Below are 25,582 nucleotides of genomic sequence, written 5' to 3'. Positions count from 1 at the left end.
GGGACATCCCAACGAAGGAGGCGTCATGGAGACGGGGCAGGCGTCAGCGCCGCGCGAGGCGAGGCCTTGGGGGGAGCACCTCGCGAGGGGCCCGGAGCACCGGGTTCGCGGCCGAGGGCGCTCCCTGGAGGAGGCCTTCGAGCAGGCCGCGGTGGCGCTGTGCGCGCTGGTGGTGGACCGCGACGCGGTGGAGGTGCGCGAGGAGGCGGAGCTGGTGTGCGAGGCGACGGAGCTGGACCGGCTGCTGGCGGACTGGCTGCGCGCCGTCGTCCACAAGATGGCGTCGCGCCACCTGCTCTTCCGGTGCTTCGCGGTGCGCATGGACGGCACGCGCCTGTTCGGCCACGCCTTCGGTGAACCGTGGGACCGGGAGCGCCACCCCTCCGCGCGGGACGTGCGGGGCGTGTCGCTGGTGGGGACGCGCGTGTGCCAGGGCGCGGACGGGCTCTGGACGGCCGAGTGCGAAGTGGAGCTGTGAGGCATGGGCGCCCGGGACGTGGAGCTGCGGGGCGAGGACGGAGCGGCGGTGACGGCCCGGTTGGATTCGCCGCCGGGCAGGCCCGTGGCCAGCGCGGTGCGGGTGGGCTGCTTCGCGTGCCTGGGGGCCTCGCCCGCGCCCTCGCGCCTGGCGCACGCGCTGGTGGCGCGGGGCTTCGCGGTGCTGTCGCTGGACTTCACCGCGCCCGCGGCCTCCGGCGTGCGGCCGGACACGGTGCCCGCGGTGGAGGCGGTGGTGGCCGCGGCGGCGTGGCTGCGCGAGCGCTACCCGCCGGCCCGCCTGCTGGTGGGGCACAGCCTGGGCGGCACGGCCGCGGCCGCGGCGTTGCCCCGGTTGCCGGAGGTGGCCGCGCTGGCGCTGGTGAACGCGCCGGTGGGGGCCGCTCCCGTCCATGAACGGCTGCCGCCCGCCGCGCTGGAGGCGGGGGAGGGGACGCTCGACTTCGGGCCGGGCCGGCTGCGCCTCACGCGCCGCTTCCTCCAGGCCATCGACGAGGCGCACCTGCGGCGCGCGCTCAGCGCCTTCCCGGGCGAGGTGCTGGCCCTGCACGCGCCCGAGGACCGGTACGTGCCGCTGGAGCACGCCCGGCGGTGGGTGGCCCTGGCCCGCCGTCCGGCCAGCCTGATGCTGCTGGAGGGCGCGGACCACTTCCTGTCCCACGACGCGGACGCGGGCTACGCCGCCGACGTGCTGGGCGCCTGGGCCGCGCGGCAGGTGACGCCGGTGCGGGAGCGCGAGGCGCCCCTGCCGCCGGGCGTGGTGGAGGTCCACGAGGCGGGCGAGGGCCGCTTCGCCCAGGACATCCGCGTGGGGGCCCACCGGCTGCGCTCGGACGAGCCGCTGTCGGTGGGCGGCGAGGACACCGGCCCCACGCCCTACGGACTGCTGACCGCCGCGCTGGGCGCGTGCACCGCGATGACGCTGCGCCTCTACGCGGCGCGCAAGGGCTGGCCGCTGGCGCACGTCCACGTGCGGCTGAGCCACCAGAAGGTGCACGCGAAGGCGTGCGCGGAGTGCGAGGCGAAGGACGGGCGGATGGACCGGCTGCAGCGCACGGTGAGGCTGGAGGGCCCGCTGACGGACGCGCAGCGCGCGGCGCTGGTGGCCATCGCGGACCGCTGCCCGGTGCACCGGACGCTGGCCTCGGACGTGGATGTCCACACGGACGTGGAGCAATGAGGCCCCCGGGCTGGTAGGGTCCGCCGCATGATTTCGAGTGAGCAGCGCTTCGTCTGGCTGGACCTGGAGATGACCGGGTTGGACCCGGAGACGTGTTCCATCATCGAGGTGGGCGTCATCATCACCGGCCCGGATTTGCGGCCCCTGGCGGAGATTGAGCGCGTCATCTGGCAGCCGGAGGAGGTGCTGCTGCGCATGGAGCCCGTCGTCCGGGAGATGCACACCCGCAACGGGCTGCTGGAGAAGGTGCGCGCCTCCACCACCTCGCTGCGCGTGGCGGAGCGGGACGTGATGGCGCTCGTCACCGAGCACTGCGGCCTGGGGGAGGGCGTCCTCGCCGGCAACTCCATCCACACCGACCGGCGCTTCCTGATTCGCTACATGCCCCTGCTGGAGCGCTACCTGCACTACCGCATGGTGGACGTGACGAGCCTCAAGGTGTTGACGCGCGCCTGGTATCCAAATCTGGTGGAGCCGCGCAAGGCGCCCAGCGGACACACCGCCCTGGCGGACGTGCGCGCCAGCATCTCGGAGCTGCAGTACTACCGCGACACCCTCTTCCGCGGGACGCCGGCCTAGGCGGTGGGCTGGGGCTCGACGAGCAGCTCGGCGATGGTGTCGAGCAGCACGTCCAGCTCGAAGGGCTTGGCGAGGAAGCGCGCGCTGGAGCGGCGCTCCTCGTCGGAGATGCGGCCGGCGCTCATCACCACCACGGGGATGCCTCGCAGGCTGGGGTCGTCGCGCATGCGGCGCAGCATCTCCCGGCCGTCCATGACGGGCATCATCAGGTCCAGCAGCACCAGGTCCGGCTTCCCGTCCGCCAGGCGCTGCAGGCCCTCCGCGCCGTTGAAGGCGGTGACGATGTCGTAGCCCTCCACGGAGAGGATGTCCTGGAGCGCCTCGACGATGGCCAGCTCGTCGTCCACGATGAGAAGCCGCTTCATTCGCCACGCCCCCCGCGCCGGGACGGCTTGCCGCGCCGGGCCGGTTTCTTCCCTGCCTTGCGTTCCGGCTTCCGCGTGGACGCCGGCCGGGCCTTGGGTTGCCCGGTGAAGAGGGCCTCGGCGCTCTCGCTGTCCGCCGCCACCTCGATGCCCCGGGGCGTCAGGGAGAACAGGCGCTGGGCCGCGTCATGGTCGCTCTCCCGGGCCTTCAGCACGCAGAGCATGTGGTAGTGCCGCGAGCGCAGCGCCACCAACCGCAGCACGAGGACGTTGTCGACGAGCGCCTCCATGCCCAGCCGCGCGTCCGCCTCCGGCGCCGCGAGCGCGCGGGTCTGCTGGGTGGCCAGCGGGGTGACGCCCAGGTTGAGCAGTTCGTGCATGAGGGCGGCGAGGAAGCGGGGCGTGCGCTCGGGGTCCGTGAGTTCCTGACAGAACGACTCCAGTCCGTCCAGCACCAGCCGCTGGATGCCGTGTCGTTTCACCAGGCCGAACAGCTCCTCGGCCAGCGCGTCCGGCATCGTCTCCGCCGCCACCCGGGACACCAGGTGGACGCGGCCCGCGTTCACGTGCGTGCCCAGCGCCAGGCCCAGCCGCTCCGCCTTGTGGATGAGCCGGTCCGGCGTCTCCACGAAGCCGAGGTACAGCCCGCGCTCGTCCCGGCGCGCGCCCTCCGCCAGGAAGTGCAGGCCCAGCAGCGTCTTGCCGCTGCCGGGCGGGCCCGCGACCAGCGTGGACGAGTCCCGCACCAGCCCGCCGTTGAGCATCTCGTCCAGCGCGCGGATGCCGAAGGTGAGCCGCTCATCCAACGCGGGCGCCCGCGCCGGCAGCCGCGTGTGGATGGCCTCGATGCGCGGATGGATGGACACGCCGTCGTCGGTAATCTGGGCGCCGTGCCGGCCGGGGACCTGCGGGCCGCCGCGGAACTTCGTCACCTCGGCCACGCGCACCGACTTCACGCCGACGCGCTCCTGGGCCAGGGCGATGACGCCGTCCACCAGGGCGTAGCGGGGGTCGGTCGGGTCGCCGCGCTGCCCGGTGAGCAGCAGCGTGGTGCAGCCCGCCAGCGCGTTGTGGACGCACAGCCCATGGAGGAACTCCCGGAAGCTCAGCGGATCCTCGGAGCGCTCCTCCATGGCCACCAGCCCGTCCACCACCAGCGCGGTGGCGCCGTGCTCGCGCACCGCGCGGAAGATGAGCCGGCTCAGGCCCGCCAGCCCCTCCGCCTTGAGGGCGGCGGAGCCGCTCTCGTAGTTCAGCGCGCGGCCGACCTCCTCCTTGTGGAAGAAGCGCATGCTCCGCAGGTGCAGCATCATCCGCGCGTGGGACTCCCCCAGGACCGTGAGGTAGATGGCGCGGCCGCCCTGGGCCACGGTGGCGAAGCAGAACTGGTTGCCGAGGATGGTCTTCCCCGTCCCCGGCGCCCCCGTGATGATGTACGTGCCCCCGCGAAGGAAGCCGCCGCGCAGGAGCGCATCCAGCCCTGGCACGCCGCTGGGGACCCTCGCGTCGGGTTCGTCCGGCCGCTCAGAGGTGTCCGTCACGCGATGCTCCTTCCGCCCTGGGCGCGAACCTAGGCCAGCGAGGCGCGCACGCCACGCAATAGCGCGGCGTCTGTTCGGAACCGGGCGCTCACCGGGGCTCGCTCGGGCCAGGTGTCGCCAGCGAGGCGCGCAAGAGGTGCTTCTGCACCTTGCCCAGCGCGTTGCGCGGCAGCGCCTCCGTGAAGACGACCTGGCGCGGCTTCTTGAAGCTGGCGAGCCGGTCCTTGCACCAGTCCACCAGGGCCCGCGCCTCCGGCGGGATCCCCCCCGCGCGCGGCACCACCACGGCCACCACCTGCTCGCCCAGGTCCGCGTCCGGCAGGCCCAGCACCGCGACCTCGGCCACGCCCGGGTGCATGGCGAGCACCTCCTCCACCTCGCGCGGGTACACGTTGAAGCCGCCGCTGATGATGAGCTCGCGCGCCCGCCCGGTGATGCGCAGGTAGCCGTCCGCGTCCAAATCTCCCAAGTCGCCCGTGCGGAACCACCCGTCCGCGTCGAAGGACTCGGCGGTGGCGTCCTGGCGGCGCCAGTAGCCGGCGAAGACGTGGGGGCCGCGCACCTCGATTTCGCCCGTCTCGCCGCGCGGCAGCGGCTGGCGCGTGCGCACGTCCACCACGCGCGCCTCCTGGCCGGGGTAGGGGAAGCCCACGGTGCCGGGGCGGCGCTCGCCCTCGAAGGGGTTGGTGGTGTTCATGATTGTCTCCGTCATCCCGTAGCGCTCCAGGATGCGGGCGCCCAGCGCCGCCTCGACGTCCGCGAAGAGCTGGGGGCTGAGCGGCGCCGAGCCGGACACCCACAGGCGCAGCGCGCGCGGCTTCACGCCCGACGCGCGGGCCTCCTCCAGCAGGCGGCTGTACAGGGTGGGCACGCCGAAGAACATCGTGAGCGACGGGTCGTCCCGCAGCGCGGCCAGGGCCTCGGCGGCGTTGAAGCGGCGGCGCAGGTCCACGCTGGCGCCGGCGAACAGCGTGCCGTGCAGGCCCACCATCAGGCCGTGGGTGTGGAACAGGGGCAGCGTGAGCAGCAGCCTGTCCTGCGCCGTCCAGCGCCACGCCTCGGTGACGGCCTGGACGTTGGCCCGCAGGTTGCGGTGCAGCAGCATGGCGCCCTTGGAGCGGCCGGTGGTGCCGGAGGTGTAGCCCAGCACCGCCAGCTCCTCCGGACGCGGCAGCGCCAGCGGCGTGGACGCGGCGGCGCCCTCCGCCAGCAGCGCGTCGAAGGGGACCTCGGCCAGCGGCTCCGGCAGCGCGGCGGCGGGGCGCTCCACCATGACGAGCCACTGGAGCGAGGGGAGCTGGGCCCGCAGCGGCACCAGCTCCGCGGCGCCCGCCGCGCCGGTGACGCAGCCGCACACCTCCGCGTCGGACAGGATGTGGGCCAGCTCCACCTGCCGGTAGGCGGTGTTGACCAGCACCACCACGCCGCCCGCGGCCTGCACGCCCAGGTAGGCGATGGCGAAGCGGGCGCTGTTCTCCAGGAAGAGCGCCACCCGCTCGCCGGGCTGGAGCCCGCGCTGCTTGAGGCCCCGCGCGAAGGCCGTGACGTGCGCGGCGAGCTGTCCGTACGTGAAGCGCTCCTGCTCGAACGTCAGCAGGGGTCGCTCGGGCGCGCGGTGCGCGTGGTCCAGGAACACTTCGAGGAGAGAGGCCGGCATGGGCGCGCACCTTAGCGCCGGCGCCCCCGGGCGCCTCCACCCCTTGCCGCCCGGTGTCCGCTTCTGGGACGGCGCTTTCCGCAAGTGGGCACGCTCCCTGGAGACGCCCCTCGAACCCCGAGGAATTCCAGGGGGTTGGGATGTGACAGGGCCTTGGCACGCGCCTCGCTCTGGGCAGGGCCGTGGACATTCCCAAAGCCAAGAAGCCGCGTCGCAAGCCCTGGGTCCTCGCCGTCGGTGGCGCGTGCGCGCTCCTGGCGGTGACGGTGGGGCTGTCGCGGCTGCGCCCGGCGGCGCCCACGGTGGAGCGGGCCTCGGTGTGGCTGGACACGGTGAAGCGGGGGCCCATGGTGCGGCAGGTGAAGGGCGCGGGCACGCTGGTGCCGGAGTACATCCGCTGGCTCACCGCGGACACGGCGGGCCGGGTGGAGCGCATCCACGTGCGGCCCGGGGCCACGGTGACGGCGGACACGCTCCTGATGGAGCTGTCCAACCCGGACGTGCAGCTCCAGGCACTGGAGGCCGAGCGCCAGTTGGCCAGCGTGGAGGCGGACCTCATCCAGGTGCGCATGGAGCTGGAGACGCAGCGGCTGGCCCAGGAGGCCCTGGTGGCGTCGCTCATCAGCGAGTCCGCCGACGCGGCGCGCCGCGCCGAGGCCAACGAGGCCCTCCACCAGCAGACGCACATCGGCGACCTGGAGGTGCGGCAGACGCGCGACAAGGCCGCCGAGCTGAAGCGCCGGCTGGCGCTGGAGGAGAGGAAGCTCCAGGTCGTGGCCTCCAGCATGAAGGAGCAGCTCGCCGCGTTGCGGGGGCAGGTGGAGCGGCTGGAGGCGGTGGCCCGCTTCCGCCGCGCGCAGGTGGAGTCCATGAAGGTGGTGGCGGGCGAGGACGGCGTGCTCCAGGACCTGCCGCTGGAGCTGGGCCAGTGGGTGACGCCGGGCGTGCTGCTGGCGAAGGTGGTGAAGCCGGAGCGGCTGAAGGCGGAGCTGCGCATCGCGGAGACGCAGGCGCGCGACATCCAGCCGGGGCTGAAGGCGCTGGTGGACACCCGCAACGGCGTGGTGGAGGGCCAGGTGGCGCGGGTGGCGCCCGCGGCCAGCCAGGGCACGGTGCGGGTGGAGGTGTCGCTGCCCGCCGAGCTGCCCCGGGGCGCCCGGCCGGACCTGACGGTGGAGGGGACGGTGGAGCTGGAGCGCCTGGGTGACGTGCTGTCGGTGGGGCGCCCGGCGGGCGCGCAGCCGGGCGCCACCATGGCGCTCTTCCGGTTGATGCCGGGCAGTGATGAAGCGGTCCGCGTGCCGGTGCAGCTCGGCCGGGGTTCGGTGAACGCGGTGGAGGTGTTGCAGGGCCTCCAGGAAGGCGATCAAGTGGTGCTGTCGGACATGGCCGCGTGGGACGCGGTGGAGCGGGTGAGGCTGCGATGATGACGAACGAGACGAAGGCAGAGGCTTCCCCCGAGGGCGCTGGGGCGCGGGAGGGCGCGGAGCCCGGCAAGGCGCTCATCCACCTGGACGGGCTGACCAAGGTCTTCGAGACCGAGGAGGTGGAGACGCACGCGCTCTCCAACATCCACCTCAACGTGCGCAAGGGGGAGTGGGTGGCGATTGTCGGCCCGTCGGGCTCCGGCAAGTCCACCCTGCTGGCGGTGCTGGGGCTGTTGGACACGGCGACGCGCGGGGCCTACATGCTGGACGGGCGCAGCGTGCTGGACTTGTCCGCGGCGGACCGGGCGCTGGTGCGCAACCGGCACATCGGCTTCATCTTCCAGAGCTTCAACCTCATCGGCGACCTGACGGTGTTCGAGAACGTGGAGCTGCCGCTGACGTACCGGGGCATGCCCGCCGCCGAGCGCAAGCAGCGGGTGGAGCGCGCGCTGGAGAAGGTGGGCATGGCGCACCGCGCGCGGCACATGCCGGGGCAGCTCTCCGGCGGTCAGCAGCAGCGCGTGGCGGTGGCGCGCGCGGTGGCGGGCGACCCGCTCATCCTCCTGGCGGACGAGCCCACCGGTAACCTCGATTCGAAGAACGGCGAGGCGGTGATGCAGCTCCTCACCGAGCTCCACAAGGGCGGCGCCACCATCTGCATGGTGACGCACGACCCGGCGCACGCGCGCGTGGCCACGCGCACGGTGAGCCTCTTCGACGGCCGCGTCGTCCAGGACGAGCAGCGCCGCTGAGCGGACGCCAGGATGTCCGCCAGGCCCCGCGGGCGGGCGGACCCTTCGAGAGTGCCATGACCTCACCGCTCATCTCCCTGCGGAACGTCGAGAAGTCCTACCCCCTGGCGGGCGGACGGGCCTGGGTGCTGCGCCGCATCGACCTGGACATCCAGCCGGGCGAGTTCGTCACGCTGATGGGGCCCTCCGGCGCGGGCAAGTCCACGCTGCTGTCCATCCTGGGCATGCTGGACGTGGACTGGACGGGCGAGTACCTGCTGGACGGCCAGCCGGTGCACGCGATGAAGCCGAAGGCGCGCGGCGAGCTCGCCCGGCGCACCATCGGCTTCGTCTTCCAGCAGTACCACCTGCTGGACAACCTGACGGTGGCGGAGAACCTGGAGGTGCCGCTGTCCTACCGCGACCTCAAGCGCGGCGAGCGCGAGGCCCTGGTGGGCGACATGCTGGACCGCTTCCAGCTCGTGGGGAAGAAGGACCTCTTCCCCTCGCAGCTCTCCGGCGGGCAGCAGCAGCTCGTGGGCATCGCCCGGGCGCTCATCGCCAACCCCAAGGTCCTGCTGGCGGACGAGCCCACGGGCAACCTCCACTCGAAGCAGGCGAAGGAAATCATGGAGGTCTTCCAGGGCCTCAACCGGGACGGCGCCACCATCATCCAGGTGACGCACTCGGAGGCGAACGCCGCCTACGGCCACCGCGTCATCCAGCTCGCGGACGGCTGGCTGCAGCAGGCGTGAGCCCCCCTTGAGACGTCCACGGCCCGGCTCGCCCCAGCGGGCGAGCGGGCCCTTGGCGTGTGGCCACCCCCACTCCCCGCGCCCACCGCCGGCCCTTTCTGGCACATTCCACCCCCGGTACCCCCTGTGTCCGACTCCACGCCTGCTCCCCCGAATCCCCCCAGCGCCGCCGCGCGGCCTCCCTGCGTCCTCGTCGCGGATGACCAGGCGGACGTCCTGGAGGCCCTGCGGCTGCTCCTCAAGCGCGACGGGCTCGTCGTGGTCACCGCGCAGTCGCCGGCCGGCGCGCTCGCCACGCTGGAGGCCGAGGACGTGGACCTGGTCCTGATGGACCTGAACTACGCGCGCGACACCACCTCCGGGCAGGAGGGCATCGACCTGCTGGGCCGCATCCGCGCGCTGGACGCGTCCCTCCCCGTGGTGGTGATGACGGCGTGGGGCAGCGTGGAGGGCGCGGTGGAGGCCATGCGCGCCGGGGCGCGCGACTATGTGCAGAAGCCCTGGGACAACACGCGCCTGCTGGCCACGCTGCGCACCCAGTTGGAGCTGCGCCGGGCGCTGAAGCGCAGCCGCCGGTTGGAGGAGGAGAACCAGCACCTGCGCCGGGGGCGGGGCGCCCAGTTCGCCATGGTGTCCGAGTCGCGCGCCATGCAGCCGGTGCGGCGGCTCATCGAGCGGGTGGCGCCGTCCGGCGCCAACGTGCTGGTGACGGGCGAGCACGGCACGGGCAAGGAGGTGGTGGCGCGGTTGATTCACGCGGCCTCCACGCGCTCGGAGCGGCCCTTCGTCGCGGTGAACTCCGGTGGCTTGTCCGAGGGCGTCTTCGAGAGCGAGCTGTTCGGCCACGTGAAGGGCGCCTTCACGGACGCGAAGACGGACCGCATCGGCTGCTTCGAGCTGGCGGACGGCGGCACGCTCTTCCTGGACGAGATTGGCAACATGCCGCTGTCGCAGCAGGCCAAGCTGCTGCGCGTGCTCCAGACGGGCGAGCTGCACCCGGTGGGCTCGTCGAAGACGCGGCGGGTGGACGTGCGCGTGGTGAGCGCCACCAACGTGGAGCTGTCGCGCGCGGTGACGGAGGGGCGCTTCCGGGAGGACCTGCTGTACCGCCTCAACACGGTGGAGCTGCAGCTCCCGCCCCTGCGCGAGCGGCGCGAGGACATCCCGCTGCTGGCCGCGCACTTCCTGGCGGAGCAGGGCCGGCGGTATGGCCGGCCCGACGTCCGGTTGTCGCCCGAGGCCCTGGAGGCGCTGCTGGCCTACGCGTGGCCGGGCAACGTGCGCGAGCTGGAGCACGCGGTGGAGCGCGCGATGCTGATGGCGTCGGGGGACGAGGTGACGCAGGAGGACCTGCTGCTCAAGCGCGGCGGCCGCGAGGGCACCGCGCGCCTGGAGGAGATGACGCTGGAGGAGGTGGAGCGCTACCTCATCGAGCGCTCCCTGGCGCGGCATGAGGGCAACGTGAGCGAGGCGGCGAAGGGGCTGGGGTTGTCCCGCAGCGCGCTGTACCGGCGGCTCCAGTACTACGGCATCAAGGGCGCTCGGTGAGCGAGGGGCGCCCGCCACCGCCGCATGACCTGCAGGTGCTGGGGCTCGCGTGGCTCACGGGCCTGCCGGGCTCGGTGGCCGCGCTCGTGCTGGTGTGGATGGGGGACTTCTCCGCCAAGGTGCAGTGGACGCTGACGTCCCTGGTGGTGGGCACCTTCCTGGGCGTGGGGCTGCTGGTGCGCGAGCGGGTGATGCGGCCGCTGCACGCGGTGGCCAACCTGCTGGCCGCGCTGCGGGAGGGGGACTACTCCGTGCGCGGCCGTGGCGCGCGGGCCGGTGACGCGCTGGGCGAGGTGCTGCTGGAGGTGAACGCGCTGGGGGCCACCCTGCGCGAGCAGCGGCTGGGGGTGGTGGAGGCGGACGCGCTCCTGCAGCAGGTGATGGAGGAGATTGACGTCGGCGTGCTGGCCTTCGACGTGTCGGGCACGCTGCGCCTGGTGAACCGCGCGGGCGAGCGGCTGCTGGGCGCGCCCCGCTCGCAGTTGATGGGCAGGGGCGCGGGGGCCCTGGGCCTGACGGACCTGCTGGAGGGGCCGGTGCCTCGCAGGTTGACGCGCACCTTCGCGGAGGAGGGCGGCCCCTACGAGCTGCGGCGGGGCTCCTTCCGGCAGGGCGGCCTGCCGCACCAACTGGTGGTGCTCGCGGACCTGCGGCTGGCGCTGCGCGAGCAGGAGCGCGAGGCCTGGCGGCGGCTGGTGCGGGTGCTGAGCCACGAAATCAACAACTCGCTGGCGCCCATCGGCTCCATCGCGGAGGCGCTGCGCGACACGCTGCTGATGCAGCCGCGTCCGTCGGACTGGGAGGAGGACGCGAAGAGCGGGCTGGGCGTCGTCGCCCGGCGCTCCCAGTCCCTGGCGCGCTTCATGTCCGCCTACGCCAGCCTCGCGCGCCTGCCCCCTCCGACGCTGGGGCGCGTGGAGGTGGACGCGTGGGTGCGGCGGGTGGCCGCGCTGGAGAAGCGCCGGAGGGTGGGGGTGCGCGCGGGGCCCGCCCTGGTGGTGCGGGCCGACGTGGACCAGCTGGAGCAGCTCCTCATCAACCTGGTGCGCAACGCGGTGGACGCGGTGCTGTCGGCGCCGGAGGGCGCGGGGGACGTCTGGGTGTCCTGGGCCGTGCTGTCACCGGGCGCGGTGGAGGTCTGGGTGGAGGACGAGGGGCCGGGGCTGCCGGACACCGGCAACCTCTTCGTGCCCTTCTTCACCACCAGGCCCCAGGGCAGCGGCATTGGCCTGGCGCTCAGCCGGCAAATCGCGGAGGCCCACGGCGGCAGCCTGCGCCTGGAGAACCGCCCCGAGGGCAAGGGCTGCCGCGCGCGCTTGAAGCTGCCGCAGGGCGCGTGAGGCTCAGGCCACCTGCGCGTGGGGCGTGGCCGGAGGCGCGTCGTACTCCGGCGTGAGGTCCACCACGTCGATGGTGAGCAGGTGGTAGACGATGCAGTTGCTCACCCAGAAGAAGAGGGCGCTGTAGTGGACGTAGACGAGCGGTGAGCCGGGCCACACCTGGAGCGGGTGGTCGAAGACGTTGGCCGCGACGTAGCCGCCCACCCACTCCCCCACCCAGCACACCGCGGCGCCAATGGCCAGGCGCGGCCACACCTTCACCTTGCGCGGGTAGAACCAGAAGTAGTGCAGGCCCCACAGCAGCGCCACGCAGCCGGCCCACAGGATGAGGCTCCCGAAGGAGAACCAGTGGTACGGCGACCTGGGGAACACCCAGCCCCAGTCCCCGTTCATCCACCGCCACGCCACGTTCTGCGCCAGCTCCATGAACCAGAAGAGCGGGGCCACGTAGAGCACTTGCGTCAGGAGGATGCGGAGGAAGGTTCCGGAGCTCTTCCAGGTCAGCCTCGCGGGCCGGGCGAGCGAAGTCATGTGGTCCCCTGCGCGGCGATGGGTGGTCCGGTGCCGCGTCACCAGTCAGGACGTGATGAGTCCCATTTCTTGGGAGACGGGTGGCGACAGGCGGTTGCGCGGAGGCGCCAGAGTCCGGCCTGAAACGCGAGTTGAAACAGCCTTTTCCAGGAAGGTCGGCAAGAGAGGTGGTTTCACACCCGTTGGCCTGGGGCGGGAAGGGCCCCAGAATCCGCCGCATGATTCCCACCCCCCGCCTGTCTCACCGACTCGGCCAGCGGCCCGCGTGGCTGCTCGCGCTGCTGTGCACCGTGGGCGCCAGCGCCCGCGCGGAGGTCCCCATCCAACGCTCCTTCCTGCGCCTGCCTTCGTCCAACGGGCATGGCGCGGTGATGCTCGACGTGGAGCAGCGCAAGGTGACGCACTTCCGCGAGCACCTGTTCGCCACCGAGGAGCCCGTCATCGACGCGGCGGGCAATGACGTCTTCGAGCACGGCCACCCGAAGGTGATTCACGCCCGCGACGTGCTCTACGACGCGTTCTTCGGCCTGCGCTCCGGGGGCACGCAGCGCTGGCTCAGCACGCTGGAGGCGGACCGGGACGCCAGCGGCTACGCGGCGTGGGCGGCGGAGAAGACGGGGGGCACGGGGCTGGGGACGCTGGTGCAGCGGGTGGGGGCGCTGGAGGCGACGACGTTCGTCTTCGCGCCGCAGGGCCTGCCCCACGCGTCCTTCGTCATGGCGCTGCGGGTGCGCAACACCGGCACGGCGCCCGTCACCGGCGTGAGCGCCTTCTCGCTCCACAACTTCCACCTGGGCTTCGGCCGGCCGGGCGTGATGGCGGACCTGGATGAGAACGGCGAGACGGTGTCGTTGAGCGGCGACGACTTCGTGGAGAAGGGCTTCGCGGGCGTGGTGGTGGCGCGGCCGCTGGGCACGGTGGCGCGCAGGTCGGCGTGGCTGTCCAGCGCGACGGGCGCGCAGAACGCCTACACCGTGGTGAACAACGGCGGTGGGCAGGACCTGCGGGACTTCACGGCGCAGCCGTCTGTGGGGACGGGCTGGGCGACGGCGTACCAGTTCAACCTGGGGGACCTCCCGGCGGGCGCGGAGCGGTGGGTGGGCGTGGCCTTCGCGCACCACGGCGACCCCGAGGCCGGGGCCACCGTGCGGCAGTGGCTGGCGGACTACGCGGGCACGTCCAGCGCCCAGGCGCTGGTGGACGCGGAGGTGGCGCGGTGGGCGGCGTTCCAGACGGACACGGTGAAGGCGCCGGCGGGCATGTCCGCGGACGAGGAGTCCCTGCTGCGGCACTCGGCGGTGGTGCTGCACATGGCGCAGGTGCGCTCGCGCGACGTGTACCTGCGGGAGTCGCTGTCGCGGGATGGTGAGCCGCGCCGCACGCGCTTCAAGGCGCCGGATGGCTCGCCGGCGGCGCTGCCGGGCATGGTGCGTCACGCGGGCTACGGCGCGGTGCTGGCGAGCCTCCCGCCCGGGCAGTGGACGTATGCCTGGATTCGGGACGGCGCCTACTCGGTGGCGGCCATGGCCACGCTGGGCATGCAGCGCGACGCGCGCGACGCGCTATCCTACTACCTCAACGCGGACAGCGGCCGATTCCAGCACTGGCGGGAGCTGGAGCCGTACTCGATGCCGCCGTACATCATCACCCTCACGCGCTACCACGGCTTCGGCGTGGAGGAGACGGACTTCAACGAGGCGGGGCCGAACATCGAGTTCGACGGCTTCGGGCTCTTCCTCTGGGCGCTGCGGCACTACGAGCGGGCGACGGGAGACACCACGCTGGTGGACGAGACGTGGCCCACGGTGTCCACGAAGGTGGGGGACGCGCTGGTGGCGCTCATCGACCCGGTGACGGGGCTCATCCGGCCGGACTCGTCCATCTGGGAGACGCACTGGAACGGGCGGCAGCGCTCCTGGACGTACACCAGCCTGACGGCGGCGCGCGGCCTGTGTGACGCGGCGGAGCTGGCGCAGCGGGTGGGGGACACGGAGCGCGCGCAGCGCTACCGCCAGGCGGGCGAGTCCCTGCGCCGGGCGATGGCGGAGACGCTGACGGACAGCAACTTCGCGCTGGCCTCCAACCTGGAGGAGCTGAAGACGGGCCGCGGCTACTGGGACGCGGCGGTGTTCGACGCGTTCGCCTTCGAGCTGTTCGACCCGGCGGGGAAGATCGCGCGGGAGACCTACCGCGGACTCGACCTGCGCCTGTCCTCGCCGGCGGGGGCGGGCTGGCAGCGCAACGATGACCGGTATGACCACCCGGGTGGCACGGACCTGAGCCCCTGGGGCGGTGAGTACGACAGCGCGGAGTGGGTCATCGTCAGCCTGCGCGGCGCGGTGGCCAGGCGCATGGGCGGTGACGTGGCGCGCGCGGACCGCGTGCTGAAGTGGGTGACGGACCAGTCGCTGATGAACTACCTGGCCGTGGCGGAGACGTATGACGAGGTGAACGGCACCTACAAGTACAACACGCCCATGGCGGGCTTTGGCGCGGGCGCCTACGCGCTGGCGCTGGAGCACCGCGCGGCCGGGGGGAATGACCCGGCGTGTGGCGCGTACTTCGACGAGCGCACGCTGACGAAGCAGCCCGACGCGGGCACGGGCACGCCGGACGCGGGCACGCAGCAGCCCGACGCGGGCACGGGCACGCCGGACGCGGGCACGCCGCCGGGCAACGGTGGAGACGTGGGCGGCGGCGGGGGTGGCTGCAGCGCGACGGGGCCGGGCGCGGTGGCGCTGTGGCTGGTGGTTGCCTTCGCGGGGCTGGTCGTGGCGCTGCGCCGCCGCGGGGCGTGAGCGGCGCGCGGCGCGCGACGGGTGGGCGGCCGCGCACCGTGGCCTTCGCGGGGCTGGCCATGGCGCTGCGCCGCCGCGGGGCCTGAGCGTCGGGCGGCGCGCGACGGGTGGGCGGCCGCGCACCGTGGCCTTGGCGGGGCTGGTCGTGGCGCTGCGCCGAGCGGAGCCACGAAGGTGGGTGGCGTATGACGCGGATGCGCACGCTCGCGCGCGTTACAGCGCGCCAGCGAACTTCGCGGCGATGGGCGCGGCGACCCGCCCGCCCACGCCGCCGCCTTCCACCAGGACGGCGAAGCCCACGCCCTTGCGGAACCCGATGAACCACGCGTGGGTGGGCAGGGGCGCCACGGTGCCGAACTCGGCGGTGCCCGTCTTGCCGGCGAGCCCAGGCACACTCCGGCCTGCCTTGCCGGAGCCTTCCGTGACGACGGCGCGCATCAGCGTGGTGAGCGGCGCCCGGACGCCGTCCGAGAGCGGGCTGCTCGGTCCGCCGTCGAGCCCCTCCACGAGAAAGGGGGCGCGCCATTCTCCGGTCTCCGCCGCCGCGGCGACCGAGGCCATGTGCAGGGGCGTGGCGAGCACGCGCCCCTGTCCGATGGCGGCGGCCGCCAGCTCGATGGCATCGGCGGGCGCGGGGAACGACGCGCCCGCGGAGGTGAGCCCGGGGGCGTAGGGCACATCGAAGCCGAAGCGCCGGGCCGCGGCGCTCAGGGCGTCACCGCCAAGCCCCGTCGCGAGCGTCACGAACGCGGTGTTGCACGAGTGGGCGAACACCTGCCGCAGCGTGGTGTCTCCCAGGGATTCACCTTCGAAGTTCCGGAAGGACTTGCTGCGCACCATCGCCGTGGGAGGGCAGGCGACAGGGGAGTCCACGCGCATGCCCTGGGCGAGCAGCGCCTCCGTGGTGACGACCTTGAAGGTGGACCCAGGCGGATAGCGGCCCGTGAGGGCGCGGTGCAGCGGCTGGGAGAGCGGCCGGCTGGCGACGGCGAGGATGGCGCCCGTGGCGCTGTCCACGGCGACGAGGGCGGCGGGGTGGGTCACGCCTTCGAGCGCGGCCTCCGCGGCGGCCTGGACCTCGCGGCGCAGCGTGGTGGACAGGGGCGCGCCGGGCTCGCCCTCGAAGTGGAAGAGGACCTGTGTCTCGCCCCATGCGCGCATGAGCAGGACGTCGCCGGAGGGGCTCCCCGCGAGCTGGACCTCGTAGGCCCGCTCCAGGCCGGAGAGGCCCACGAGGTCGCCCGGCAGGTAGGTGGGGCCCATTTGGGGAAGCAGCTCCGCCGTCACCTCGCCCACGCGGCCCAGGGTGTGGGACGCGAAGCCGTCGGCCGAGGTCCGCGCGCTCTTGCGGCGGAAGAAGATGCCGGGCACGGGGGCCAGCGCGGGGCGCACCTGCTGGTAGTGCTCGGGGGGCAGGTCGACGATGGGCACGAAGCGGCTCGTCGCCGCGCCCGGCGCGCGCATCGCCGCGTCGAACCGCGCGGTGCTCACACCGGTCTGGAACTGGAGCGCCGCCGCCACGTCCGCCATGTTCCGCACGCGGGAGGGGTCGACGCCGATGGTGATGACCTCGCCTTGTGGGGTGAGCAGCGCCCCGCGCGCGTCGAGGATGTCCGCGCGCTGGGGGGCCGTGCGGGTGCGGGAGAACCGGTCCCCGTCGCGGGCCTCGGGGTGGAGGACGGCGGGGGTCCACTGGAGGCGCCAGGGGCCCTGGTGGCGGACGAAGCGCAGCGTCCCCTCCACCTCCCATTCCCCGAGCCCTCGCAGCAGATGCGCGGCGCGGTAGGTGGCCACGGTGGCGTCGCCATCGCGCTGGAAGGGGCCGAGCTCGAACTGGGAGGAGGCGATGCGCAGCCCGTCGCGGAACTGCCGGTGCATCGCCTCGAAGTGCGCGGGCGGGTTGAGGGCGGCGCGCCGCATGGCGGCGAAGTCCCCCGCGGCCCAGGCGTGTAGATAGGCCTCGGCCTCGGCGACCGGGCCGTCGGCGACCGGGCCCGCGGCCTCCGGGCTCGCGACCTTGTCGGGGACCGTCGGCGTCTGTCTGGACGCACAGGCCGTCAGGAACGCGGCCACCAGGGCCAGGACTCCAACCTTCCACGCTCGCCGGGACACGGCGGCACTCTGTCGCGCACGAGCGTGGATGGGTCAAGGAATCCGCCGCCGAGGGCACCGGGAGTATGGCCAGGGTGTGGAGGTCAACGGACTGCGCGGCCGTGGACGGTGTCCCCGTCCCTGGAGCGCCCACGGGGGGCCTCGTTCGACTGCTACGGTGGAGCTGTCACCGGTGGGGGCGGACGCGGTGCGGCGCCCCGCGTGAAGGACGTGCCGGGAACGCATGGCGCAGCCGTCCTGGGGCGTGCAGGTCCGCCACGGATGCGATGGAGTGGGGTTCATGAAGGAAGCATCCCTGGAGGACCTGGCGCGGCAGGCGCTGGAGCGTTGTCGCGCCGCGGGCGTTCGCCTGGCGCTGGTGGAGGCCTGCACGGGCGGTCTGCTGGGCGCGACGTTGACGGAGGTCCCAGGCGCTTCCGCCGTCGTCGAGCGTGGCTTCATCCCCTACTCATACGAGTCCAAGGTGGAGCAGCTCGGTGTCCCGCTGGCGTCGTTGCAGGCGCACGGCTCGGTCAGCGCGGAGGCGGTGGAGGCCATGGCCCATGGCGCGCTGGCGCGCTCCACGGCGGACTGGGTGCTGGTGGAGACGGGCATCGCGGGGCCCGGAGGCGGCACGCCGCAGAAGCCCGTGGGGCTGGCCTACCTCGCGGTGCTCCGCCGGGGTGGAGAGGCCACGGTGGAGCGGCATGTCTTCACCGGGGACAGGAGCGAGGTCCGGCGCGCCATCGTGGGCCGGGTGCTGGCGCTGCTGGTGGAGCGGCTGGAGGTGGCTTGACGGCACCCTCAACATGAATACCCACGAGGTTCCATAGGAGAACCGTTCCCCATGAACTACTTCTTGATCGAGACCTTGGGTGACATCAACGACAGTTCGCTCTGCCTGATCGACAGTGAGCCGGAAGGCATGGGGCTGGAGAGCTATTACCTGTCCGTGGGTAAGAAAGCTGCCCCATTCTTCCCAGAGAATGCCAAGCTCCAAATGAGCGATGCTTATCCAGGCATCGTTACTGGCTCGCTGATTGGCAACATCAAGCGCTTCCTGCTTGTCGATGCGAAGACTCGCGAAATATTTGCGCGGCTTTGTCCGGGAGTGGAGATCGAATACCTGCCCTTTACCCTCTATAACCACAAGGGCCGCATTCACTCTCGCGACTATGGGTTCGTCAACCCGGTTGGCGCGGTCGACTGCTTGGACTTCACTGAGAGCCAGATTGAATACCTGGGGCGGGACATCGTGCGGATTGAAGAGCGAGTGCTGGACCCACGGAAACTGAGGCACGCGCCGGACCTTTTCCGCATTGAGCGGGACGCGCAGAGATACGTAATCAGTGAACGCATGGTAGACGCACTCGAAGCATCGGACCCCACCAATATCCTGGTGACGGAGTTGGCGCAGTCTGGTCAACGATGAGGCCGGAGAGGTACCTCAGCGGGCGGAGGACCGGCGCCGTCCACTCAGGTGCGCCATCTCCGCGAAGATGTCGTCCGGTCTGGTCTCCAAGGCGCCCTCGCGCACCGTCCATGGGCATAGCCGATAGGTGCGGGCTTCGGAGTGAAGTCCCATTTCGCTCGCGATGCGGAGCAGTGCCAGCCCTTCAATGAAGACGCGGCTTCGTGGTTCAAATGTCGGGACATCCCCTGATTGTGGCCGCAAGCCGTCCATTTCCAGGCTGTGCCGGTCGATGAGCGCCTCCAGGGCCGACTCGAACGCCTCTCGAGCTCCCTGGTGCAGCGCACGGCACACGTCGAAGCGGCTGGGGTCGGCTCCTGGGACGGCTTCCTCAAGCTGCTGGAGAACGGCCTCTCGATATCCTGGCTCCGCGCGCTTCAGGTGCTGATGGAGGAAGTACTGGTACGCGAAGTCGTCTTTGTACTCCCCATCCGGCCTCCAGGTCGCGGGAGACAGGTCGCCGATCTCGATGGCGAGCGCGATGTCGCCCGCGGCCAGCGCGCAGAAGAAGGCCTCGCTCCGGCTCCTGGCGCAGCGAAAGTCGCTCGGAGTCCCCTCTTCTTGGCTGCGACGCAGGAAGTCCCTTCGAGCCAGCGCAGCCCAGCACAGGTGCTTCTGGAAGTTCGACCTGTCCGCGGCCACGAGCAAGGCGCAGCAGGCCGTCGCCTGGAAGCACTGCTCCACCTCCTCATAGACGGGCCCCTGCTCCGCCGCGGGGCGGCCGTTGGCAATGACAGCCAGATGCTCCTGGAGTTCTTCCTTGATGCGCTGTTGCAGGGCATGCAGGCTCATCGAGACGTGTCTCCGGGGTCAGGACTCGAACTCGTCGAGCGGCGTGAAGCTGAGGCCCGTGAAGCCCTCCCCCTCCAGCGCCTCGGCCAGGTCTGGATGAACCAGGACGTAGTATTCGAGGTGCCGGGGCCGGAACAGGAGCAGTTCGGGATCGATTGCATCCGGTTTGAGAACGAGCCTGGTGCAGGAACTCATCTTTTCCGGATCAATGTTGTTCCACCGGTACTTGGATTTGTCCTTGTCGATGCAGTCGACGACCTTGAATGGGTTGATGATGAAGTAATCGCTGCTGGCCACCTTCTGCTTGTGGTCGAGAATCGAAACAGGGAGGAACTCGACATCGCGTGGATGCTTCGCCTCGACCACTTCCTTCAGCCGGCGGGAGACGACCAGCGCCCGGTTCATATTGCTGATGTTGTCTGCCAGGGCGACGTACTTCCGGTGCCTGGCGGACATGGCGAAGTTCGCATCGGCCGGAAAGCCCAGGGCACGGCTGATGCCCTTGCTGAGCTGATACTCGTTCGGGACATTCTGGACGCCATCCAGGACACAGAAACGCTCGCCTACATCCCACTCCCAGACGACAGGCATGCTGCTCACGTTCACCTCAGGCCTCAGAAAGGTAGTTTGATCTTCTTGAAGATGGAATCCAGGAGGGAATACGAAACGCCAGGAGAACGGTGGCTGGGCTTCTTTCCCATCGAGAAGGGGTAGTACCACTTCCGTGCGAATCCCTCCTCATGTCGGTTCTTCCAGCAGAACTTCGTGCCCCCATTTCGCGCACCTCGCGACTCCAGGCGTTCACGGAACATGCTGCTGGCGCTTTCAAGCTCCGCCTTCAATGTTGCGATATCGACATCATGAACTTCCTTCTTCTCGGTGAGCGAGCACCAGACGTTCTCCATGAGGTACTTTGATACCTCTTCTGTATATCCGCCCCGGGTGTTGTGGTCGACCTGATGGGAAGGAAGGTCCTCTGGACTCTCTCCATTGGAGTCGCGGTACTGGCGATTCGATGGAAGTCCGATGAGGTTGTGAGCTGCGTTGATGTCCCACGGCGTCACCCACAGGCAGGCTTCCAGGTAGTCAGCGAGCTCTGGTGGGGACTTGGGGTAGTCCACCTTTCGTTTGCCGACGGAGGATACACACACGATGTGGTGTGCCTCCCAGTATCCTGTCCTCTTGAAGCCCGTGGTGCAGTTGGTTTGAAAGCCGTTCACCCGCTCCGTGACGACTTCCCTCTTGCGCGTCTTCGCGATGTGTTTCGCAAGGCTCATTGCGCTCCTCCTGCAATCATCATCAGCGGACTCCGGAACGAGGGGCCTCGTTCGAGCAGCAGGCCGGCTCGATGGCCGTCATCACCGGCCACCAGAATCAATGCATGGCTTCCGCGTCCATAGCCGCGGGCAAAGGCCCGCGTGGCGAGGCAAACTGAAACAAGGGGGGATACGGCCCCCAGTTCGCCAAAGCTCAGGGCGGGTATGACAGCCCGCCATTCATCGACGCGGCATGTAGCCCGCGCCCGAAGCAGCGTCTGGCCCCATTCGCGCGCGCGGAATTCCTCTCCGTTGAGGTCCAGGTAGAGGCTTCCCTCGGGAAGCGACGTGGCCGCTGCCTGCGAAAGGGCCAACGCGAGCACCTCCTCCAGTGCGCGGCCTACGGGTGGAGCCTTCGCATCACGACAGTGGGGCTCCTGGGCTGTTGCCGGCTTGAAGAGGTAGGCGATTGGGGGCTGTGCTCGCTCCCGAGCTGCGTCCCGACGCTCCAGCAGCAAGGCCACGGCGCCTTCCCCCGGCATGTATCCAACCGGATGATCGGGTGTCTTGAGGCGGCGCTCATCAAGCTGAGCCGCAAGGCGCTCCGGAGACACGAGCGAATCGCAAGCCAGCACCAGGGCCTGGTCGCACCGTCGCGCCTGGAGCGACTTCATTGCTTCCTCAAGCGCGTGAATGGTTCCTCCGCGTTCTTCCTGGAAGAGCTGCATGGCTTTCAGCGAGGGGATGAAGCGGGCTTCGGCTTGGAGCCTCGACGCCAGGGCCCGTGCGACGTCCATGGAGTCCCTTGGCGGGTCCGTCCCCAGGCCCAAGCCTCGGGGAAGACACAGAAAGCAATCGAGTTGTCCCCACCATGCCCCATGAGCGGATGCATCCAGGTCCTCGAGCGCCGCGACGCCAAGCTGCACCAGCCTGCCGATTCCTTCGAACCCCTCCGTCAGGGGCCCCGCCGTGTGTCCCACGAGCGCGACACGCTCGTGCGTGACTTCATCAAGGCACGTGCTCTGTGAGAGTTCCTGGGCCCGGCTGACTCCCGCCCGGGCCGCGGCTGCGGCCTGGACGACAGCCCCCAGGGAGGTTGCCGCGCCCATGGCACGAAGCGCGACGGTGCCTGGCATTGCTTGATGAGATGCCATCAGGCTTCCCTCCCCGAGATCGAAAGCCCATCATGCCAGTGATTGCAGCTTGGCGCCAGGAAGGCCCGGCCGTGGGCCATTGGCTTGTCCCGGCGTGTCGTCGCTGCTTAACCGCGCAGCCCCTCCGCGAACGGGCGGCTGTACGACGAGGCCGGCGCCGAGCGCGCCTCCGTCCAGGCCTGGAGTTGCGTGGAGACCCATCGCCGAGTCGGCACGTGAATGGCGCCCCGGCTGCGGAACGCCAGCTCCAGGGCCAGGGCGTGCCGCCTGCGCATGGGGGCCGCCGTGAGCGCGTCGAGGAGGGTCTGCGGCGTCAGGGGCTGGCCGGCGAGGTACCGCTGTCTGGCGTCGAACCGGGGGCGGTTCTCCTTCCACCAGGCAGCGACCTGCGCCGCGTCAGGGATGGGCAGCGCGTCCTCGGGCTTCGGCTTGAGGTCCGCGTCCAGGTCCTCGTCCTCCATGGGCGCGGGCTCCTCGGCCTCCGCTTCTTCCGGGGGCCTGACGAAGGGGCCCTCGAGGTGGAGCCCCGTGATGGCGCTGAAGGCCTCACCCGCGAGCGGCGCCGTGGACGTGTCCCGCATCCACTCCAGACAGGCCTCAGCGGCGGCCAGGCGCCCAGAGAATCCAAGCGCCCACAGGACATCGGGCCGGCGCGGCTCCACGGAGAGCAGCCCCAGCAGGACCTTCATGTCCCGCTCGTCGCCATTCAGGGCCAGCGCGAGCAGGGGCAGGCGGCCTCCACGTCCTTGGGGCTCCGCGGCGGCCTGGCAGGCGGCCCATGCGCTCCGGTGCCCGGCCCGAAGGCCCGCGACGATGGCGGCGTCCCGAAGCCGCGGTGCATTGGACTCCAGGGCGCGTTGAATCGCAGTGGGCTCAATCGGAACCCCACTGTGGCTGGCGGCTCGCAGCGCCGCGGCGGCGACAGCGGGATTCGGATGCGCGACGAATGGCTGGCACAGCGGCGCATCGGCGAGGCGATGGGCGCCAAGCGTGTCCAGGGCGAGCGCCTGGAGCTCGGGGCGGGTGTCGCCCTGCTTCAGCAGGGACGACAATCCTGCGCCGAGGTCGGGCGGACAATGGAGCTCGAAGGCGCGCTGGAGCGACGTGAGGACGGCTTCCTCCGCCTCGGGAAGCGAGGCCAGGAGGGCGGAGGGCCCTGCCGGCCCAGCGCTCCCCAGGAGCGCCAGGGCGGCCGCGACAATGCGCTCCGGGTCTTCAGACGTGAGCGCGGGCTCGAGGAGCCGCTGGGCCACCGGCGCTCCTCCGAGCACCAGCCCGTCCAGATGGGCCGTGAGCTGCTCCTCCAGCTCCGCGACATCGGTCAGGGTGAAATCGGGAGCGTCGAGGGACTGCTCCCACTGGCTCCACCGGAACGCGGCCTCGTCGAGGTGCGTCTCGTAGATATCCCAACGCAACAACCGCCCATCACGTTTGGCCATGGTCCCGCTCGGAGGGTCAGACCTCTTTATCGCAGACAAGGCACTTGGGCTTGCCTTCATTGCCACCCATGGCGATGACAGGGCCCTGCATGACAGGGAATGGCGGCGTGTTCTTGTCGTTGTGGAGCATCAGGTCAAAGGCGCGCGCCACGTTCTTCCCTTCGAACTTCACGTCGAAGGAGAAGTTGACGAACTCGGCCTTGCCCTTCGTCTTGCCGGAGACCACGCCGCCGCCCGCGGTGCCGGCCTCGTCGCCGGTGCTCATCTTGAAGTTGGAGTCCTTGACGCACACCGGGTTGCCGGCGACGGAGACCTTCTTCGTGCCCTTGTCGGTGTCGGAGGACTGGGCCACGTTGGGGTAGGGGATGGGCACGGGCCCGGCCGGGCTGGGCGTCTTGCACACGTCCGGGAAGGCCACGGTGACGCCGCCACTGTCCTTCGTCACCACGGACATCTTGTTCACACCGGTATTGACAGGCATGCCAGCCACCTCCAGAGGGGACAGATTACCTCGGCGGGGCCACGGGGAGCGAGCCGGGCCGCTACGAAGCCCGGGTGCGCCGCCGGATACATGACCCTACGCCGGCCCCGTTCAGGCAGCCTTGGGCGCGGCCACGCCCTGGGCGGTGACCTTCAGACCCCGCACATCATGGAGGCCCTCGCCCAGGGTGACGTGCCCACGCCAGAGGAGCGTCACCTGCTCCGCGTCCGTGTCCAGGGCGACGGTGTCCAGATGCATCGGAGGCGTTGCGTCCTCGCCGCCCGCGAGCGCCACGGTGACGACCGGAGCGGCCTGTCCGGGAAGCGCGAAGGACAGCCGGCCCTTGGGCGAGGCGCCGGCGATGATGACCGGCTCGTCTCCCTTCAGGTATCCGGGAGCGATGAGCCCCGGCGCGGCGGCGTTGAAGAACCGCCGGTCGAAGTCCTTGGGCAGCAGGGGCTTGCGCGTCTTGTCCCAGGCGTCGTCGTAGGTGCCGCCGTACCTCGCCCGTGGCTGCCAGTGGGGAGCGGTGAAGCCGAAGCCCGTGGGCACCACCTTCTGGCCGAAGTCGCGCAGCGGCTCAGTGGTGGGGTCCTCCAGGTTGGGCAGCTTCAGGCCCTCCTCGAAGTGGCGAGGGCTGGCGCGAAAGCCCACCCCTACGGGGTTGCGTGGCTCGAAGGCAGGCTTCGCGGCGTCTGTCTTGTCCCAGCCGCCGAACGCGCGCTCCCACGTGAGCGGGATTTTGTCGAACGGGAGCGGTTTGGTGGCCGCGACACGGCCCATGCTCTTGAACCAGGTCCGGTCACCCACGACGCGCACGGCCTTCTTCAGCGGCCCGACCTGGAGCGCAACCAGCGCCTCGGTGGCGCCCTTCTGGGGCGGGTAGGCATGGCCAATCAGCGCCACGTCCGTGGCCAACTTGATGAAGGCGCTCTCGGGTTCGTATCTGTCGCTGGACTCGCCGGGCTTGCCCCAGGACTCACCGCCCCACGTCACCGGGACTTGCTCGTCGGCGAGCTTCAGTCCGGAGGGCCCGAAGGCATACGTGGCCTTCACGACGAGCAGCAGCAGGGAGCTCCCGTCCTCGTCGGCGAGGCCCATCATGTCGAAGGCGAAGGGCGTCTTGTTCTCGAGGGTGGGGTGTCCCATGGCTTTTCGACTCGGCGGGCAGGAGGTCCGACTGTGCCAGCGGAGATACGCACTGTAGCAGCCATGCCCGGGGGTGTTCCGTGCGTACCGACGCTCCGCCTACCACGCCCCCAACCCCAATAACCCCACGAGCCCCGCATACAGGGGCACGTTGAGCGCCAGCGTCAGCCGGTTGATGCGGCGGAACCGGGCCTGCGCCTCATCCGCGAACCAGATGCCGTCCTCGCCGGTGGTGCGGCCCTCCACGGCGTGGAAGAACAGCGCCGCGTAGGCGACCTCGACGAAAAGGCTCGCGAGCACCAAGCCCAGGAAGCCCAGGGCCCACAGGTCAGCGGGGCCGAGCTCGCCCAGCCACCGCGCCCGGCCCCAGAACAGGCCGCCGAGCACCAGCACGATGCACGCCACGTCATGGGCCACGCCGTACGGGGGCCGCCAGCGCTTCACCCCGTAGAGCAGGTACAGCTCCGCCACGCCCCGCAGCCACATGAAGGCAGCGAACGCGCCGAGCACCCCTCGCGCCTCCTCCGGCACCGCCACGTCCAGCGCCACCAGCGGACACGCGAGGAACCAGAGGAACACCGCGTAGAACAGCCACGCCAGCTTGGGGCCGGAGATGCGCCCGCCGCGCGAGCCCTTCACGTTCTGTGCATGGTGGAACCCCGCCGCCGCCGCGACGCAGAGGGCGGCCAGGACGGCGAGCAGGACTCGGGTGTGTGGAGAGAGCATCGGCGCGGAGGGACCTGTCTGTGCCCGGGGCTTGCAACGCCCCGCGCATGGCATGGATGCACGGATACGAGGG

The 25,582-nt window shown here is 71.1% G+C and carries 24 protein-coding genes; 11 read left to right on the top strand and 13 right to left on the bottom strand.

The window, feature by feature from the left end; translation table 11 throughout:
- The first annotated feature begins 25 nt into the window (after nucleotides 1-25).
- The 3 genes from MYMAC_RS34555 to orn are packed head-to-tail and all read left to right on the top strand — an operon-like array spanning nucleotide 26 to nucleotide 2,257.
- Complete coding sequence (locus MYMAC_RS34555; protein WP_239989197.1) at nucleotides 26-478, top strand: archease; 453 nt, start codon at nucleotides 26-28, stop codon at nucleotides 476-478.
- 3 nt (nucleotides 479-481) lie between these two features.
- Nucleotides 482-1,678 carry a bifunctional alpha/beta hydrolase/OsmC family protein gene (locus MYMAC_RS34550; protein ID WP_095961165.1) on the top strand — a complete coding sequence of 399 codons (1,197 nt, stop codon included), beginning with the start codon at nucleotides 482-484 and terminating at the stop codon, nucleotides 1,676-1,678.
- A 27-nt stretch (nucleotides 1,679-1,705) separates the two neighbouring features.
- The gene (gene orn / locus MYMAC_RS34545) at nucleotides 1,706-2,257 is read left to right on the top strand and encodes an oligoribonuclease (RefSeq protein WP_095961164.1); all 552 of its coding nucleotides are present in this window, start codon (nucleotides 1,706-1,708) and stop codon (nucleotides 2,255-2,257) included.
- On the opposite strand, the gene MYMAC_RS34540 is transcribed toward orn, so the two are convergent.
- The 3 genes from MYMAC_RS34540 to MYMAC_RS34530 form a co-directional block, all read right to left on the bottom strand.
- Nucleotides 2,254-2,622 carry a response regulator gene (locus MYMAC_RS34540; protein WP_095961163.1) on the bottom strand — a complete coding sequence of 123 codons (369 nt, stop codon included), beginning with the start codon at nucleotides 2,620-2,622 and terminating at the stop codon, nucleotides 2,254-2,256. The genes orn and MYMAC_RS34540 overlap by 4 nt on opposite strands.
- Nucleotides 2,619-4,163 (bottom strand): ATPase domain-containing protein, encoded by a 1,545-nt coding sequence (locus MYMAC_RS34535; protein WP_095961162.1) that lies wholly within the window; start codon nucleotides 4,161-4,163, stop codon nucleotides 2,619-2,621. The genes MYMAC_RS34540 and MYMAC_RS34535 overlap by 4 nt, the downstream gene beginning before the upstream one ends.
- An 88-nt stretch (nucleotides 4,164-4,251) precedes the next feature.
- Complete coding sequence (locus tag MYMAC_RS34530; protein ID WP_095961161.1) at nucleotides 4,252-5,820, bottom strand: AMP-binding protein; 1,569 nt, start codon at nucleotides 5,818-5,820, stop codon at nucleotides 4,252-4,254.
- Nucleotides 5,821-6,002: 182 nt separating this feature from the next.
- Between MYMAC_RS34530 and MYMAC_RS34525 the strand changes: the two genes are divergently transcribed.
- From MYMAC_RS34525 to MYMAC_RS34505, 5 genes are all read left to right on the top strand, one after another.
- Nucleotides 6,003-7,247 (top strand): efflux RND transporter periplasmic adaptor subunit, encoded by a 1,245-nt coding sequence (locus MYMAC_RS34525; protein ID WP_013937205.1) that lies wholly within the window; start codon nucleotides 6,003-6,005, stop codon nucleotides 7,245-7,247.
- Nucleotides 7,244-7,999 (top strand): ABC transporter ATP-binding protein, encoded by a 756-nt coding sequence (locus MYMAC_RS34520; protein ID WP_095961160.1) that lies wholly within the window; start codon nucleotides 7,244-7,246, stop codon nucleotides 7,997-7,999. Before MYMAC_RS34525 ends, MYMAC_RS34520 begins: the two co-directional genes overlap by 4 nt.
- A gap of 56 nt (nucleotides 8,000-8,055) precedes the next feature.
- The gene (locus MYMAC_RS34515; RefSeq protein ID WP_095961159.1) at nucleotides 8,056-8,733 is read left to right on the top strand and encodes an ABC transporter ATP-binding protein; all 678 of its coding nucleotides are present in this window, start codon (nucleotides 8,056-8,058) and stop codon (nucleotides 8,731-8,733) included.
- Nucleotides 8,734-8,859: 126 nt separating this feature from the next.
- Nucleotides 8,860-10,281: a sigma-54-dependent transcriptional regulator gene (locus MYMAC_RS34510; protein ID WP_204817221.1), complete on the top strand. Its 1,422-nt coding sequence runs from the start codon at nucleotides 8,860-8,862 to the stop codon at nucleotides 10,279-10,281.
- Nucleotides 10,278-11,621 (top strand): sensor histidine kinase, encoded by a 1,344-nt coding sequence (locus tag MYMAC_RS34505; protein WP_095961158.1) that lies wholly within the window; start codon nucleotides 10,278-10,280, stop codon nucleotides 11,619-11,621. The genes MYMAC_RS34510 and MYMAC_RS34505 overlap by 4 nt, the downstream gene beginning before the upstream one ends.
- Before the next feature lie 3 nt (nucleotides 11,622-11,624).
- On the opposite strand, the gene MYMAC_RS34500 is transcribed toward MYMAC_RS34505, so the two are convergent.
- Nucleotides 11,625-12,152 (bottom strand): hypothetical protein, encoded by a 528-nt coding sequence (locus tag MYMAC_RS34500; protein ID WP_095961157.1) that lies wholly within the window; start codon nucleotides 12,150-12,152, stop codon nucleotides 11,625-11,627.
- Between the two features lie 218 nt (nucleotides 12,153-12,370).
- Between MYMAC_RS34500 and MYMAC_RS34495 the strand changes: the two genes are divergently transcribed.
- Nucleotides 12,371-14,950 (top strand): glycoside hydrolase family 15 protein, encoded by a 2,580-nt coding sequence (locus tag MYMAC_RS34495; protein ID WP_095961156.1) that lies wholly within the window; start codon nucleotides 12,371-12,373, stop codon nucleotides 14,948-14,950.
- Nucleotides 14,951-15,163: 213 nt separating this feature from the next.
- On the opposite strand, the gene MYMAC_RS34490 is transcribed toward MYMAC_RS34495, so the two are convergent.
- Entirely contained in the window at nucleotides 15,164-17,062 is a 1,899-nt protein-coding gene (locus MYMAC_RS34490; RefSeq protein ID WP_095961155.1) for a penicillin-binding transpeptidase domain-containing protein, read from the bottom strand.
- Nucleotides 17,063-17,342: 280 nt separating this feature from the next.
- Between MYMAC_RS34490 and MYMAC_RS34485 the strand changes: the two genes are divergently transcribed.
- Nucleotides 17,343-17,837, top strand: a complete 495-nt coding sequence (locus tag MYMAC_RS34485) for a CinA family protein (RefSeq protein WP_170114794.1) — start codon at nucleotides 17,343-17,345, stop codon at nucleotides 17,835-17,837.
- A 51-nt stretch (nucleotides 17,838-17,888) separates the two neighbouring features.
- Nucleotides 17,889-18,473: an imm11 family protein gene (locus MYMAC_RS34480; RefSeq protein WP_095961153.1), complete on the top strand. Its 585-nt coding sequence runs from the start codon at nucleotides 17,889-17,891 to the stop codon at nucleotides 18,471-18,473.
- Between the two features lie 15 nt (nucleotides 18,474-18,488).
- Here the strand turns inward: MYMAC_RS34480 and MYMAC_RS34475 are convergent, their stop codons facing one another.
- From MYMAC_RS34475 to MYMAC_RS34445, 8 genes are all read right to left on the bottom strand, one after another.
- A complete protein-coding gene (locus tag MYMAC_RS34475; RefSeq protein ID WP_095961152.1) occupies nucleotides 18,489-19,304 on the bottom strand; it encodes an Imm49 family immunity protein in 816 nt (271 codons plus the stop codon).
- 18 nt (nucleotides 19,305-19,322) lie between these two features.
- Nucleotides 19,323-19,895 carry an imm11 family protein gene (locus MYMAC_RS34470; protein ID WP_123784063.1) on the bottom strand — a complete coding sequence of 191 codons (573 nt, stop codon included), beginning with the start codon at nucleotides 19,893-19,895 and terminating at the stop codon, nucleotides 19,323-19,325.
- A gap of 23 nt (nucleotides 19,896-19,918) precedes the next feature.
- Entirely contained in the window at nucleotides 19,919-20,581 is a 663-nt protein-coding gene (locus MYMAC_RS34465; protein ID WP_095961151.1) for an AHH domain-containing protein, read from the bottom strand.
- Nucleotides 20,578-21,357 (bottom strand): beta-ketoacyl synthase N-terminal-like domain-containing protein, encoded by a 780-nt coding sequence (locus tag MYMAC_RS37070; protein ID WP_157770490.1) that lies wholly within the window; start codon nucleotides 21,355-21,357, stop codon nucleotides 20,578-20,580. The genes MYMAC_RS34465 and MYMAC_RS37070 overlap by 4 nt, the downstream gene beginning before the upstream one ends.
- A gap of 464 nt (nucleotides 21,358-21,821) precedes the next feature.
- Complete coding sequence (locus MYMAC_RS34460) at nucleotides 21,822-23,153, bottom strand: TIGR02270 family protein (RefSeq protein WP_095961150.1); 1,332 nt, start codon at nucleotides 23,151-23,153, stop codon at nucleotides 21,822-21,824.
- Nucleotides 23,154-23,169: 16 nt separating this feature from the next.
- Nucleotides 23,170-23,634 carry a DUF4150 domain-containing protein gene (locus MYMAC_RS34455; RefSeq protein ID WP_013937219.1) on the bottom strand — a complete coding sequence of 155 codons (465 nt, stop codon included), beginning with the start codon at nucleotides 23,632-23,634 and terminating at the stop codon, nucleotides 23,170-23,172.
- Between the two features lie 111 nt (nucleotides 23,635-23,745).
- Nucleotides 23,746-24,783, bottom strand: coding sequence for a DUF2169 family type VI secretion system accessory protein (locus tag MYMAC_RS34450; RefSeq protein WP_095961149.1), 1,038 nt, complete (start codon nucleotides 24,781-24,783; stop codon nucleotides 23,746-23,748).
- Between the two features lie 99 nt (nucleotides 24,784-24,882).
- Nucleotides 24,883-25,509: a hypothetical protein gene (locus tag MYMAC_RS34445; RefSeq protein ID WP_095961148.1), complete on the bottom strand. Its 627-nt coding sequence runs from the start codon at nucleotides 25,507-25,509 to the stop codon at nucleotides 24,883-24,885.
- Nucleotides 25,510-25,582: the final 73 nt, after the last annotated feature.

This window comes from Corallococcus macrosporus DSM 14697 (assembly GCF_002305895.1).
Classification (GTDB): domain Bacteria; phylum Myxococcota; class Myxococcia; order Myxococcales; family Myxococcaceae; genus Myxococcus; species Myxococcus macrosporus.
Note: the sequence above shows the minus strand (reverse complement) of the source record. Positions and strands in the feature narration are given on the sequence as shown.

Excerpts from the sequence above, each read along its gene's own strand:
- MYMAC_RS34515 (WP_095961159.1), top strand. The coding sequence starts at position 8,056 with ATGACCTCACCGCTCATCTCCCTGCGGAACGTCGAGAAGTCCTACCCC.
- MYMAC_RS34480 (WP_095961153.1), top strand. The coding sequence starts at position 17,889 with ATGAACTACTTCTTGATCGAGACCTTGGGTGACATCAACGACAGTTCG.
- MYMAC_RS34455 (WP_013937219.1), bottom strand. The coding sequence starts at position 23,634 with ATGCCTGTCAATACCGGTGTGAACAAGATGTCCGTGGTGACGAAGGAC.
- MYMAC_RS37070 (WP_157770490.1), bottom strand. The coding sequence starts at position 21,357 with ATGGACGTCGCACGGGCCCTGGCGTCGAGGCTCCAAGCCGAAGCCCGC.
- MYMAC_RS34465 (WP_095961151.1), bottom strand. The coding sequence starts at position 20,581 with ATGAGCCTTGCGAAACACATCGCGAAGACGCGCAAGAGGGAAGTCGTC.
- MYMAC_RS34555 (WP_239989197.1), top strand. The coding sequence starts at position 26 with ATGGAGACGGGGCAGGCGTCAGCGCCGCGCGAGGCGAGGCCTTGGGGG.
- MYMAC_RS34475 (WP_095961152.1), bottom strand. The coding sequence starts at position 19,304 with ATGAGCCTGCATGCCCTGCAACAGCGCATCAAGGAAGAACTCCAGGAG.
- MYMAC_RS34450 (WP_095961149.1), bottom strand. The coding sequence starts at position 24,783 with ATGGGACACCCCACCCTCGAGAACAAGACGCCCTTCGCCTTCGACATG.
- MYMAC_RS34550 (WP_095961165.1), top strand. The coding sequence starts at position 482 with ATGGGCGCCCGGGACGTGGAGCTGCGGGGCGAGGACGGAGCGGCGGTG.
- MYMAC_RS34500 (WP_095961157.1), bottom strand. The coding sequence starts at position 12,152 with ATGACTTCGCTCGCCCGGCCCGCGAGGCTGACCTGGAAGAGCTCCGGA.
- orn (WP_095961164.1), top strand. The coding sequence starts at position 1,706 with ATGATTTCGAGTGAGCAGCGCTTCGTCTGGCTGGACCTGGAGATGACC.
- MYMAC_RS34520 (WP_095961160.1), top strand. The coding sequence starts at position 7,244 with ATGATGACGAACGAGACGAAGGCAGAGGCTTCCCCCGAGGGCGCTGGG.
- MYMAC_RS34460 (WP_095961150.1), bottom strand. The coding sequence starts at position 23,153 with ATGGCCAAACGTGATGGGCGGTTGTTGCGTTGGGATATCTACGAGACG.
- MYMAC_RS34540 (WP_095961163.1), bottom strand. The coding sequence starts at position 2,622 with ATGAAGCGGCTTCTCATCGTGGACGACGAGCTGGCCATCGTCGAGGCG.
- MYMAC_RS34530 (WP_095961161.1), bottom strand. The coding sequence starts at position 5,820 with ATGCCGGCCTCTCTCCTCGAAGTGTTCCTGGACCACGCGCACCGCGCG.
- MYMAC_RS34485 (WP_170114794.1), top strand. The coding sequence starts at position 17,343 with ATGAAGGAAGCATCCCTGGAGGACCTGGCGCGGCAGGCGCTGGAGCGT.
- MYMAC_RS34495 (WP_095961156.1), top strand. The coding sequence starts at position 12,371 with ATGATTCCCACCCCCCGCCTGTCTCACCGACTCGGCCAGCGGCCCGCG.
- MYMAC_RS34445 (WP_095961148.1), bottom strand. The coding sequence starts at position 25,509 with ATGCTCTCTCCACACACCCGAGTCCTGCTCGCCGTCCTGGCCGCCCTC.
- MYMAC_RS34470 (WP_123784063.1), bottom strand. The coding sequence starts at position 19,895 with ATGCCTGTCGTCTGGGAGTGGGATGTAGGCGAGCGTTTCTGTGTCCTG.